Source organism: Ureibacillus massiliensis 4400831 = CIP 108448 = CCUG 49529 (assembly GCF_000772965.1).
Taxonomy (GTDB): domain Bacteria; phylum Bacillota; class Bacilli; order Bacillales_A; family Planococcaceae; genus Ureibacillus; species Ureibacillus massiliensis.
In genome coordinates, this window is record NZ_JPVQ01000016.1 from 69,022 (window position 1) to 82,621 (window position 13,600).

The 13,600-nt window shown below is 34.9% G+C and carries 11 protein-coding genes and 1 riboswitch; of the genes, 9 read left to right on the forward strand and 2 right to left on the reverse strand.

The genetic code is table 11. From position 1 onward, the window contains the following. Positions 1 to 23: 23 nt before the first annotated feature. Entirely contained in the window at positions 24 to 785 is a 762-nt protein-coding gene (locus CD30_RS10290; RefSeq protein WP_036176300.1) for an ABC transporter permease, read from the reverse strand. 2 nt (positions 786 to 787) lie between these two features. Further along, complete coding sequence (locus CD30_RS10295) at positions 788 to 1,513, reverse strand: ABC transporter ATP-binding protein (protein WP_036176301.1); 726 nt, start codon at positions 1,511 to 1,513, stop codon at positions 788 to 790. A gap of 556 nt (positions 1,514 to 2,069) precedes the next feature. Here CD30_RS10295 and CD30_RS10300 point away from each other — a divergent pair. From CD30_RS10300 to CD30_RS10340, 9 genes are all read left to right on the forward strand, one after another. Beyond that, positions 2,070 to 3,557: a nicotinate phosphoribosyltransferase gene (locus CD30_RS10300; protein ID WP_036176302.1), complete on the forward strand. Its 1,488-nt coding sequence runs from the start codon at positions 2,070 to 2,072 to the stop codon at positions 3,555 to 3,557. Continuing rightward, positions 3,550 to 4,377, forward strand: coding sequence for an ammonia-dependent NAD(+) synthetase (gene nadE, locus CD30_RS10305; RefSeq protein WP_036176304.1), 828 nt, complete (start codon positions 3,550 to 3,552; stop codon positions 4,375 to 4,377). The genes CD30_RS10300 and nadE overlap by 8 nt, the downstream gene beginning before the upstream one ends. A 126-nt stretch (positions 4,378 to 4,503) precedes the next feature. After that, entirely contained in the window at positions 4,504 to 4,839 is a 336-nt protein-coding gene (locus tag CD30_RS10310; protein ID WP_036176308.1) for a hypothetical protein, read from the forward strand. Positions 4,840 to 5,159: 320 nt separating this feature from the next. Then, on the forward strand, positions 5,160 to 6,104 hold the full coding sequence (locus tag CD30_RS10315) for an AAA family ATPase (protein WP_036176310.1): 945 nt from the start codon (positions 5,160 to 5,162) through the stop codon (positions 6,102 to 6,104). 233 nt (positions 6,105 to 6,337) lie between these two features. Next, on the forward strand, positions 6,338 to 7,288 hold the full coding sequence (locus CD30_RS10320) for a DUF58 domain-containing protein (protein ID WP_170215826.1): 951 nt from the start codon (positions 6,338 to 6,340) through the stop codon (positions 7,286 to 7,288). Further along, complete coding sequence (locus tag CD30_RS10325; protein ID WP_036176316.1) at positions 7,285 to 9,501, forward strand: transglutaminase TgpA family protein; 2,217 nt, start codon at positions 7,285 to 7,287, stop codon at positions 9,499 to 9,501. Before CD30_RS10320 ends, CD30_RS10325 begins: the two co-directional genes overlap by 4 nt. Before the next feature lie 34 nt (positions 9,502 to 9,535). Beyond that, a riboswitch (purine riboswitch) is annotated at positions 9,536 to 9,636 on the forward strand. Positions 9,637 to 9,836: 200 nt separating this feature from the next. Further along, on the forward strand, positions 9,837 to 11,390 hold the full coding sequence (gene guaA / locus CD30_RS10330; RefSeq protein WP_036176320.1) for a glutamine-hydrolyzing GMP synthase: 1,554 nt from the start codon (positions 9,837 to 9,839) through the stop codon (positions 11,388 to 11,390). A 273-nt stretch (positions 11,391 to 11,663) separates the two neighbouring features. After that, positions 11,664 to 12,596: a permease gene (locus CD30_RS10335; protein ID WP_235802045.1), complete on the forward strand. Its 933-nt coding sequence runs from the start codon at positions 11,664 to 11,666 to the stop codon at positions 12,594 to 12,596. Positions 12,597 to 12,606: 10 nt separating this feature from the next. After that, the gene (locus tag CD30_RS10340; protein WP_036176325.1) at positions 12,607 to 13,527 is read left to right on the forward strand and encodes a TIGR03943 family putative permease subunit; all 921 of its coding nucleotides are present in this window, start codon (positions 12,607 to 12,609) and stop codon (positions 13,525 to 13,527) included. Positions 13,528 to 13,600 lie beyond the last annotated feature (73 nt).

The following is a 13,600-nucleotide window of genomic DNA, read 5'->3' on the forward strand; positions in this document are numbered from 1 at the left end:
TACCAATAGATTAAATTTTCTAATTATTTTTGAATAGAATTATGAATCAATTGCATTCTATCGTTAAATAAGGTTGGATAGGATAAAAAACCAATTAATATACTTGAAATAGTAGCGCTAGTTAACAATGCAAATATAATTAATATTTGGAATTGAACTGCTACAACAGGATCAGCTCCTCCGATAATTTGTCCACTCATCATTCCGGGTAATTGTACAAGGCCAATTGTTTTTTGACTTTCTATCGTTGGTATCATACTTGCTCTAATAGCATTCCGTAATTGTGTGTGAACTGCTTGTTTTGGCGTTCCACCTAAGGATAAAACTAATTCGATAGCATCCTCATTAGCTTCAATTTCTGCAGTAAATCGATTTAAAAATAGTATTGAAAGAATCATTGAATTTCCAATTAGCATTCCACTGATTGGAATAATATATTGTGCGGTTGCTGGAACAATCCCTAAACCAAGTAATATACTTTGTGTAACAAATTCAACTGTAATCAACGTAAGTGCAATTTTCCAAGTAATCCCTTTAATCGCTTTTCCTTTTTTACGGGCGTTTAAAGTTGCTGCGAAAATCATTAACACAATCATTAAAAAAATATAAATAAAACTATTGGAATCGAAAACAAATTTTAAAATATATCCTACAGCTAAAAGTTGTATTGTGGAACGGACAGTTGCTATTATCGTATCTTTTTCGAGACCTAGGTTTAACGTTTTAGATAATAAAAGGGGCAGGAGCACAAAGATAAGCGTTAAAGCTAAAGTAGCATATGACATACTCAAAGTTCTCCTCTTATAAAACGCTGGATATTCTCGTTATTAGTAAAGTTTAAAATCGTCTTATCTCCACTCTCGATTAGCTGTCCATCCTTCATAAACCAAACAAAATCCCCAATTTCTTTTGCTTGATGAATATTATGTGTAATCCAAACAATAGTTACGCTATATTTTTTGTTTAATTTTAAGATTAGTTGTTCAATTTCTTTTGAAGATACAGGGTCTAGAGATGATGTAATTTCATCTAATAATAATATTTCTGATTTATTGATTAAAGTTCTTGCAATCGCCAATTTTTGTTTCTGACCCCCAGATAAATCTGATGCCTGTCTGGACAAGATATCCTCATCCAGTCCAACTATTTTCAAGTAATTTAGAGCATCCTCCACTGATAAACTTTTTTTCATAAGAACAAGTGGTAAATTCAAGTTATCAAATACTGATCCGCGAATAATTGGTGCATTTTGTAATACAATACCAACTTGTTTTCTTAAGAAGGTAGGTTCAAAAGAAAGGATAGATTTCTCGTTTATATGTAGTTTTCCTGCTGTAGGAGAAATTAACCCATTGCACAATTTTAATAAGGTGGTTTTGCCAGCACCAGAAGGGCCGACGAGTGTAGTAATTTTCCCCTTAAAAATTGTTCCTGAAATATTATTCAGAATGGATAACGATCCTAACTCATAACTGACATTTAGAAATTGTATAGCCTCTTCAAATTCTTCCATATAGTTCTCCTAAGTATAGAATGCAATCTTAGTATATTGGATATGTGAAATTTTTCAAGGAACATACAATGAAAAATTTTTTAAAATAAGAAAAAAGCTAGCTCGAGGTGTTTGGGGGCGCGAGCTAGCTTTAAAATAATTTATGAAAACTAGATTGCTAAGGGGGGCAAGACTAGTTATTCACTGGAAAATAAGTTACACAAAAAAATAAAATCAAAAGGGATTGTGTGCAAAACTTAACATGTAACACTGGGTTGAAATGTTATGTAAGTATATATAACATAATAAAAGGTATTTGAGAAAAAAACAACCTCTTTTTTGAAAAAACTTTGTTAAAAGTTCTGACATTAAAGTGATTCTATAATAATATCGATGTTAACTACTATTTAAATGTAAATAAACTTCACATTTGCATCTTTACTCTTTTTTGTTTTTAATGAATAATAAAAAAGGAGACCATATATTAACTTATGAAATTTCTTCCTAATCGTTTCTTCGTTTAAAACTAAATAGTGTATACTATGACTAATTATGATATTGGAAGAAGGGGCTTCTTATGAAATCAAAGTACGAAGACGATAGCTTAACATTACACACTGATTTGTATCAAATCAATATGGCGGAAAGTTATTGGGCTGATGGAATTCATGATCGTAAAGCGATATTTGAACTTTATTTTCGAAAATTACCTTTCGGAAATGGTTATGCGATTTTTGCGGGGCTTGAAAGAATCCTAGAATACTTAAAGAATTTTCATTTTAGCGAATCCGATCTTTCTTATTTGAAATATGAACTTGGCTACAATGATGACTTTCTGGAGTATTTAAAAAAGGTGCGTTTCACTGGTTCAGTGTATTCAATGGTTGAGGGCGAAGTTGTATTTGCTAATGAACCAATTATAAGGATTGAAGCATCGTTAGCTGAAGCTCAATTAGTTGAAACTGCATTATTAAATATCGTCAACTATCAAACACTAATTGCCACAAAGGCTAGCCGCATTAAACATATTATTACAAATGAAAGTGCTGCAGAATTTGGAACACGAAGAGCGCAGGAAATGGATGCTGCAATTTGGGGTGCGAGGGCAGCGATTATTGGGGGCTTTGATTCAACATCGAACGTACGTGCAGGAAAAAGGTTCGATATTCCTGTGTCTGGCACACATGCCCACGCGATGGTTCAGGCTTATAAAGATGAATATGCAGCATTTCATTCTTATGCAAATAGGCACAAAGATTGTGTGTTTTTAGTAGATACGTACAATACTTTGAAATCAGGTGTGCCAAATGCCATTCGTGTTGCGAAGGAATTGGGCGATAAAATCAATTTTATAGGTATACGTTTAGATAGTGGAGATATTGCCTTTTTATCAAAGGAAGCTCGTCGTATGTTAGATGAAGCAGGGTTTACAAAGGCAAAAATTATCGTCTCTAACGATTTAGATGAATATACAATCTTAAACTTAAAATCTCAAGGTGCGAAAGTTGATTCGTGGGGTATTGGGACGAAGTTGATTACTGCATACGATCAGCCTGCGCTTGGTGCGGTATATAAAATGGTAGCGATTGAAAATGATGAAGGTGTGCTAGAAGATACGATTAAGATTACTTCGAATGCTGAAAAAGTATCTACACCTGGCTTGAAGCATGTCTATCGTATTATTGATCGAGAGAATGGGAAAGCGGAAGGTGATTATATCACGTTGGCAGACGAAAATCCGCAAGAGGAAGAACGTATTAAAATGTTCCATCCAATTCATACGTTTGTTTCGAAATTTGTTACAAACTTCGATGCAAAAAATCTGCATCAAAAAGTGATTGATGATGGGGAAATCATATATGAAAGTCCGTCTGTTTTGGAAATGCAAAAGTATGCTTTTGAAAGTTTGGAGTTATTATGGGATGAGTATAAGCGCTCTTTAAATCCAGAAGAATATCCTGTAGATTTAAGTCAAAAATGTTGGGATAACAAGATGAGGAATATTCAAGAAGTTAGTAACATGGTCCGAAATATGGAGCATTTAAGGGGGACTGAAAATGGATGATTTACAAAAAAAGATTATTCAAGAGTTAAAAGTACTTCCGGAAATAGATCCAGAGGAAGAAGTTAGGAAATCTGTTGATTTCTTAAAGCAATACGCAAAGAAGCATACCTTTTTAAAGGGATTTGTTATTGCTATTAGTGGTGGTCAAGACTCTACGCTTACTGGGAAATTAATACAAATTGCTGTTGATGAATTGAATGAAGAGGAGGGTACTCATAAATACTCTACCTATGCAGTACGCCTACCTTATGGTGTACAAGCAGATGAACAAGATGCACAAGATGCCATTGGGTTCATACAACCAACGGAAGTGGTAACGGTAAATATTAAACCAGCCGTTGATGCAAGTGTGAAATCCCTAGCGGAAGCAGGAATTCTATTAAGTGACTTTGCAAAGGGGAATGAAAAGGCTCGTGAACGTATGAAAGTTCAATACTCTATCGCTGCGATGAAAGGTGCGGTTGTAGTTGGGACTGACCATGCTGCGGAGGCGATTACAGGATTCTTCACGAAGTATGGTGACGGCGGTGTCGATCTAACACCTATTTTTCGATTAAATAAGCGTCAGGGAAAACAAATATTGTCTTTCCTAGACTGTCCTGAACATCTTTACTTAAAAACGCCTACAGCTGATTTGGAAGAAGACCGACCTGCACTTCCAGATGAAACGGCACTAGGGGTTACTTACGATGATATTGATGATTACTTAGAAGGTAAAGAAGTCCCTGAAAACGTAAAGAACATTATTGAAGGGCATTTCATTAAATCGCAGCATAAACGACACACACCGATTACAATATTTGATGATTTTTGGAAATAATGACGTAATATAATGATGGAACCAGACTGTGTAAAATAAGTCTGGTTTTCTTTAATTTAGGTAATTTGTACCGATAATACGAATAGGATAGTAATAAAGTTAATCGTAAAGGAGGTAAGTGTGAAGATGAAAGCTTCTAGAGTCAGTGCAACAACAAGTAGTATTTTCCGGAATTCCAGACAGTACTTGCATACGAATGAACAGGTATTTCGTTTAATGGAAGAAAATGAAGGAAATAGAAAAAGGCATAACCAACATCAAGGAAGAAGTAAGCGTGATAATGAAAAGAAAAATGATCAAAAGAGAGTTTTGAGAAAAAATGATCAAAAGCTAATCGTTAAAGGGATTCAAAGTGATGCTCATGCTGTTGTAGATATACAAAATAGCTTTTTGCAACGATCTGCCAAGTTGAATAAAATGACAAAGAAACGTCGAATTCACACTTACCGAACGTCTATATAAAATCTATATAAAATCTATATAAAATAAGAAAGAACTCCGTTTATTTCAATGCATCATAGAGCGAACGGTGATGAATAGAATAAACTTTTAGAATTTTGACTGTACCTAACGTAAAAAGGTATAGTCTTTTTTTATAGATTTTGTATAAATTTAACATTAATTAGGGATTTTAAGAATATATAATATTTGTTATATAATGCTAAAACCTTATATACAATTCCAATTAGTTGTATTAAGCTATGGTTTTAGATATGCTTGAAATAGATTTTTTTGTATATTCTGACTAATGTTGCGTGGAATTGTTGGGAGGCTGGTTGACGATGCATAATAAGATTGAATCAATTATTGAGAATATAGAAAAAGTTATGATAGGAAAACGACAAGTAGCAGAACTCAGCGTTGTTGCGATGCTTGCAGGCGGTCATGTACTGCTAGAAGATGTCCCTGGTGTTGGGAAAACAATGATGGTTCGTGCTCTCGCGAAATCTGTTGGAGCCCAATTTAAACGTATCCAATTTACCCCAGATTTACTACCCTCAGATGTAATCGGTGTTTCAATATATAATCCAAAAACATTACAATTTGAGTTCCGGCCAGGTCCAATTTTAGGAAATATTATTTTAGCTGATGAAATAAATAGAACTTCTCCAAAAACTCAATCTGCATTATTGGAAAGTATGGAGGAAGCTTCCATTTCAATTGATGGTCAAACAATTCAAATACCAAAACCTTTTTTTGTAATGGCTACGCAAAATCCTATTGAATATGAAGGAACGTATCCTTTGCCAGAAGCACAGCTGGATCGCTTCATGTTGAAAATAAAAATGGGCTACCCATCACCGCAAGAAGAGGTGGAAGTACTACGTCGTGCGGAAAATAATGAGCCGATTGTCGACTTGGATACTGTCGTTAGTCTGGAAGAGCTGCTTGCATTACAAGAAGAGGTAAAAAGTGTTTATGTAGAGGATTCTGTTAAAAGCTATATCGTCCAAATTGCAAGAGCAACGAGAAAAGTGAGTGAAGTTTATCTTGGTGTTAGCCCCCGCGCATCCATTGCTCTGATGAAGGCTTCTCAAGCGTATGCGAAAATGCAAAATCGAGACTATGTAATACCGGATGATGTTCAGTATTTAACGCCGTATGTATTTGCTCATCGTATTATTTTAAGACCGGAAGCAAGATATGAGGGAATTACACAGGATGGAGTTCTACAACGCATTTTAGCAAAAGCGGTTGTTCCGATAAAAAGGTTTGCTGAAAAATGATGAAGGTCAAACCGATAGTAAGAAATTTGGGTCGATCTATTCTCATATTTTTGTTAATGGTTATAACGTTTAGCTATGCGATGTTTCAAGGTGGATTTGTAAGCTGGTTTCTATTTTATGCACTGATACCATTTTTACTATACTCTTTTCTTTTGTCCATCGTGCCGATTAATATTCAAAATGTCCAAAGAGAAATAAAACCGTTTCACTTAGAAAGAGGAGATAGTGCTCGAGTGACGGTACGTTTTCAAAATAAAACATGGTTTCCATTACTATTCCTCACTGTTCGAGAAATAGACATGGACAAACAAATGATTGATAAATTAGACGGGCAGTTAAGTAATATTTTTATTGTAGGTTGGAAGCGAAATTTTGAATGGACATATGAATTGCGGAATTTAAACCGTGGACAATTAGCTTTTCATGGTTTAGAAATAACTGTCGCTGACTTCTTTGGTTGGGCGGTTCGAAATCGAACGGTCAGCGATGTTCAAACTTTTACCGTCTATCCTAAATTAACGCATTTAAAATATCAGCCAATTCAAATGCAATTTGATCATGGGGGTATTGAATCTTCTGTTTCGATTGTCAAAGATACATCAATGGTGACGGGAATTAGGGACTATCAAGCGGGAGATCGATTTTCATGGATCCATTGGAAGTCCTTTGCAAAAAATGAAACGCTTCGTACAAAGGAATTTGAAGATCGTACGTCACAGCATACTTTCCTTTGTATTGATAGGACAGTTGCTTACAATTTTGAAGAGATTGTAGACTTAGCAGCTTCTATTTTGCAAAGTGTTGTAAAAAACCAAGGGGACATTTCGTTTTTGTCCTATGGTTTAACCAGAAGGTACTTCCCGAATATTAAAACTCAAAGTCAGTTTCAAAAGGTTATACAGCATTTGGCAACCGTTCAACCGGATGCAAATGAAACGATTTATTCGATTTTAACAAAGGAATTGAAAAATTTAAGTGCAGCAACATTTTTATTTATTACTTCAAATTTTTCAGAAGAGATGTCTCATTTCTTCACGAAAGGTACGAGTGTAATGCGGGGTGCCATCTGTTTTGTTGTGACAGAAGGGAATGTGATTACAAAAAGAAACTATCCAAATTTAAAAGTCATTCATATTGGTAGAGAACAATTCCAAAATGCTTTCACGGAGGTGGTGAAGCCGTGAGAACAAAGACGTTTAATTTGATCGAACTATCTCTTTACTACATTGTAATATTTTTTATATTACAAGAATGGTTACTTCCGATAATGGATTTAACGAAAACGGGACATGTCGAGTTGATCTTGGCGTTTATAGGCATTTGTTTAGTCATAAGCCTCTTTAATATCCATTTTATAATATCTTGGATTGTTAAATTAATTTATATTGCATGGTTTATTATAACGGTATACAGTGACTTATCTTTGTTCTCTTATGATGGAATAGGATTTCTTCTTTATGAAATGCAGTTTAATTTAATAACCATTTTTTCGGGGAAATGGCTAGAAATAACTGACCCGTTCAGAACGTTTTTATTTTTTGTGTTAATTTGGATGTTAATCTATTTAATCCATTATTGGATTACGATTAGAAAATCGATATTTTATTTCTTGATTTTAACGATATTCTTCATTGCAACATTAGACACATTTACTGAGTATGATGGTTCATACGCTATGGTGAAAGTTGTTTTATTAGGGCTATTAATGACTGCTTTCTTATTCGTGAAACGATTAATAACTCAAACAAATGTATCAATCCAATGGCACCGTTATTTGAATTTAATTATTCCTTCGATTTTGGTAATTGGGCTTGCGAGTGTTTTGGGGATTATATTACCGAAATCAGAACCGCAATGGCCAGATCCGGTACCTTATATTAAGGCGGCAACTGGACAAGGTGGCGAGAATGATGAAGGTGAAGGTATATCCAAGGTAGGTTATGGGACCAATGATAGTAGGCTAGGTGGATCATTTGTTCCAGATGATAAGGTCGTATTTAGGGCTCTTACAGAGTCGAAGCAATATTGGCGTGTGGAAACGAAGGATTTTTATACTTCAAAAGGTTGGGAACAATCGATTTACACACCGACAGAATCTACTTATATGAATATGAGGGAAGAAATCGAGTATTCCTTGCCTAAGGGGCCAGAAGAGGAAACCCAAGTTGCTTATATAAGACAAGTAGTACCATTCGATTTTATCTTCCAGCCTTATGGATTAAAAAGGGTAAATGTGGACGAGTCCATTTACGATATGCATAATAATGTTGGAATAATTATGAACACTAGTACTGAAAAGCTTTATCCTTATGCAGATAATCGCATTTTAGAATTAGAGAGTTATAGTGTTGAATTCAGTGAACCGACATACCTTTATAGTCAATTGCAGGCACAGCCAACAGAGCAGCTAGATACACAGGATTTTGAACGTTATTTGCAGCTTCCGGAAGAACTTCCTGAGCGAGTAGTGCAACTAGCAAATGACATTGTGAAAGATTCGAAAACACCCTATCAAAAAGCAAGGGCAATTGAAACGTATTTTTCACGAAATGGTTTTAAGTATGATACGCAGGATGTAGCTGTTCCAGAAGTAGATCAAGACTATGTAGATCAGTTTTTATTTGAAACAAAAATAGGCTATTGTGATAATTTTTCTACTTCAATGGTTGTGTTATTGCGTTCTGTGGGAATTCCCGCAAGATGGGTAAAAGGATTTGTTGGCGGAGAAGTTGTTGATTCTTCTGAAGGCGACTTAAAAACCTATGAAATCACAAATAATAACGCCCATTCTTGGGTAGAGGCTTATATTCCGAATGTTGGCTGGGTTAATTTTGAACCGACAATTGGTTTTGCGAATATGCGATCAATTGAATATGATGTTGATACGGCAAATGAAGATGAAGAGTTTGTGCTAGAAGAGGACCAAGCACCAGAAGAGCAAAATCAAGAATTAGAGGAAACGCAAGCATCCTCTAATCAAACGAATGGTCCAAATTTCTTTGTTAGACTAATTGATTTGATTAATAAAAATCACATAATATTTATAGTCATTAATTTGTCGATTTTAGTGGCGGGTCTATTATTATTATTTTCTCGTCGAAAATGGTTGCCTAAGGTTTATATTCAAATGAACCGTAAAAAGGTGATGGATGAATCCTCTTTTGAGACAATGTTTACACAATTATTGAGAGTGCTTGAGTTGAGAGGGATAAAACGTCAGAAGGATCAAACCTTACATTCCTTTGCAAAAGTTGTGGACGATACATTTGGAACTGAAGAAATGTCTAAAATTACTTATGTTTATGAACAATATATTTACGGTAACGAGAGCCAACATATAGATTTTGGTAAGCTGAAAGAAAGTTGGGAATATTTAATCAATCGCAGTAGCAGTTGATTTTAGTTACTAGTAAGGTTAAAATTTAGGAAAAATAGTAACGATAGGCTGCCTTCATATAAATCTGATAATCTGGTTCGGATGTTTCTACTAAGTTACCTTAATAACTTATCTATGAGGGCGGGTACTGTTGTGCATTTTTCTGTACAATGTACCCGCTTTTATAGGAATGTTATGGACGCGTCAGAAAGGCTTCTTTTTGAACGCGTTTTTTTATAATATTAGTCCGATTTTTGTGTAATTCTTTAGTTTCTGTTAACAATGAATTATAACGAGAAGAATAAAGTAGGATTATTAGATAAAGGCAGTCTTGAAAAATAGAAGAGGTGTCAAACTTGTCAACTACTCCATTGTTAAAAGAACAAGAAAAGATTGTAGTACTGGATTTTGGTAGTCAATTTAACCAATTAATCACAAGACGTATCCGTGAATTTGGCGTGTTCTCAGAATTACATCCACATACAATTACAGCTCAAGAGATTAAAGATATGAACGCAGTAGGTATCATTTTCTCTGGGGGCCCAAATTCAGTCTATGATGAAAATGCATTTAAAGTAGATGAAGCAATCTTTGAATTAGGGTTACCGATTTTAGGGATTTGTTACGGAATGCAATTAATGTCATATTCTTTAGGTGGTAAGGTTGAAGGTGCTGACCACCGTGAATATGGGAAGGCTGAAATTAATGTCACATTAGATAATAAATTATTCGGTAACCTTCCAAAAGAACAAGTGGTATGGATGAGTCATGGTGACCTTGTTACCGAAGTGCCACCTGGGTTTGATATAATCGCAACAAGTGCTTCTTGTCCAATTTCTGCAATGCAAAACGTTGAACGTGGACTTTATGCGGTTCAATTCCATCCTGAAGTACGCCATTCTGTTTACGGTAATGATCTATTACGTCAATTCGTATTTGATATTTGCCATGCAAAAGGCGACTGGTCAATGGCAAACTTTATTGAATTAGAAATGAAAAAAATTCGCGAACAAGTTGGCGATAAACAAGTTCTTTGCGCATTATCAGGTGGTGTAGATTCATCTGTTGTAGCGGTTTTAATTCATAAAGCAATTGGCGATCAATTGACTTGTATGTTTGTTGACCATAACTTAAATCGTAAAGGTGAAGTTGAACAGGTAATGAAAACTTTCACTGAAGATTTTGATATGAAAGTGATTAAAATCGATGCACGTGAACGCTTTATGAAAAAGCTAAAAGGCGTTTCTGATCCTGAGAAAAAACGGAAAATTATCGGAAATGAATTCATTTATGTATTCGATGAAGAATCATCGAAATTAGAAGGTATGGACTTCCTTGCACAAGGAACTCTTTATACAGATATTATTGAATCTGGTACATCTACAGCTCAAACGATTAAATCTCACCACAATGTTGGTGGCCTACCACAAGATATGAAGTTTGAGTTAATCGAACCTTTAAAAACATTATTTAAAGACGAAGTACGTGCTTTAGGTCTAGAATTAGGTTTACCTGAAGAAGTAGTATGGCGTCAACCATTCCCGGGTCCTGGTTTAGGTATCCGTGTGCTAGGAGAAGTAACGGAAGATAAATTAGAAATCGTTCGAGATGCTGATTATATTTTACGTGAAGAAATTAAAAAAGCTGGCCTTGATCGTGACATTTGGCAATACTTCTGCGTACTCCCTGACATCCGTTCAGTTGGTGTAATGGGTGATGCTCGTACGTACGATTACTCAATCGGTATCCGTGCCGTAACATCTATCGACGGCATGACTTCCGACTGGGCACGTATTCCTTGGGATGTATTAGAGAAAATCTCAGTGCGTATTGTTAATGAAGTGAAACACGTTAATCGTGTGCTGTATGATATTACGTCTAAGCCACCAGCAACGATCGAGTGGGAATAATTCCATACTAATCTGAAACAATTAGATAATTAATAAAATCCCTTTTTATTTGTACTTAATAGCAAATAAAAAGGGGTTTTTTTGTGTCATTAAAATTAAATAGGAATTATTACGATTTAAAATAAATACTATATTACGAGAAGTCTAAATTCTAAATTTTAGAGTTGGACAACCATTCAAATTTTAAGTGATAAGGAAAGAGGAGATTCGATGCAATCAAGACAGAAACGATCTGTAAATTTCTCAACAGTATTTATTTTAGGGATATTATTAATGGCTTTAGTTCCTATATTTTTAAAGAGTACTACATTAACTATTCCGAATTCATTCAATCAATTGAACACGATTTTCCTCAGTATTTTAATTGAGGCCATACCATTTGTGTTAATCGGGGTGTTGATTGCAGGTTTTATTCAAATTTTCATAACAGAAGATCATATTCGTGCTTGTATACCGAAAAATAAATTTTTAGCTGTGTTAATGAGCTGTGTTGTAGGAGCGGCCTTTCCCGCTTGTGAATGTGGAATTGTCCCGATAGTGCGAAGATTAATTGGGAAAGGTGTTCCATTATATGCGGGCGTTGGTTTTTTATTAACTGGACCTTTAATTAATCCAATCGTTATTTTATCGACTTATATGGCATTTGGTAACGATATGGAGATGGCAATGCTCCGTATGGGCGTTGGTTTCGTAGCGGCATTAGCAATCGCCCTATTGGTCAGTTTGTTATTTAGATCGAATCAACTGAAAAAAACTAAGGGAAGTCATCATTCACATAGTCATACACATAAAAAACAACCGTTAATGTTACGGATTAGCGACATGTTTAAACATTCTATAGATGAATTTTTTCATATGAGTAAATACTTAATTATCGGTGCTTTTGTAGCAGCCTTTCTACAAACATATATATCTACAGAGTCGCTTTTACTATTTGGAGATAATCAAATGCAGACAACGCTTGTGATGATGGGGTTGGCATTTGTGCTTTCGTTATGCTCAGAAGCGGATGCTTTTATTGGTGCTTCCTTCAGAAATGTATTTCCAACTACTTCTATATTAGCTTTCTTAGTTTATGGCCCAATGATCGATTTGAAAAATACAATTATGTTATTAAGTGTATTTAAAGCAAGATTTGTATTTGTCTTATTTGTTCTAATCACGACTGTTGTTTTTATATTTGTAAGTTTATCGAGCTTACTTTAGGAGGTACAGTATGAAATTTCACTTTCAACATTTTTTAAAGGCGGTAATATTGGGGTTATTTGCTTTATATTTTGTGAATCTTCATATTACTGGTGACATCACAAAATTTATTAATCCCAAATATGATTTTATGAGTAAGATGGCAGCGATTATATTTATTGTTTTATTTATGATTCAATTTTCTCGCATATGGCAGGAGAAGCATTCTCATCATGCTTGTTCTCATGGATGTGATCACGATCATGGAAACAGCCATTGGAGTTTAAAGAGAATAGTAGGCTACTGTGTCATTGCTTTCCCGATGATAACCGGGTTCACCTTGGCGCCTGCCACTTTAGATTCATCAATTGCGGCTAATAAGGGGTTTCTGTTATCTCAAGGAGGAAATAAAGAAAGTGTTGGAAGTTCAAATAGAAATTCTTTGTTAGAAGGATCTGAGTCTTTGGCAGAGAAAGAGAATATTGATATTTATTCAAGTGTAGAAGATATTGCTCTACCGAATAACAACTATCTTTCGGAAGAGGAATATGATGAAAAGTTTAGAATGCTACAAGAAGAAACAATCCAAATGACAGAAGATATGTTTAGCACTTATTACGGAGAGATAAATAAACAACCAGAGGCGTATGTTGGTAAACGTATTAAAATGAGTGGCTTTGTTTTTAAGGAAGATGGACTTGCTAGTAATCAATTAGTAATTTCAAGATTTCTAATAACCCATTGTATTGCAGATGCGAGTATTATTGGCTTCTTATCAGAGGTAGAAGGTGCTGATACATTGAAGGAAGATACATGGATTGAAATAGAGGGCGTTTTGGACGTTAGTACCTATAGCGGATATGAATTGCCGTTTATAAAAGTAACTAGTTTGAATGTTATCGATGAACCAAGTGAACCTTATATCTATCCTGTATTAACATTGTTAAATTAATAGAAACTTTTAAAAGAGAATCTGAATTGATGATTCTCTTTATTTTGTGTGCCGGGCATGTCCGTCAACTAGG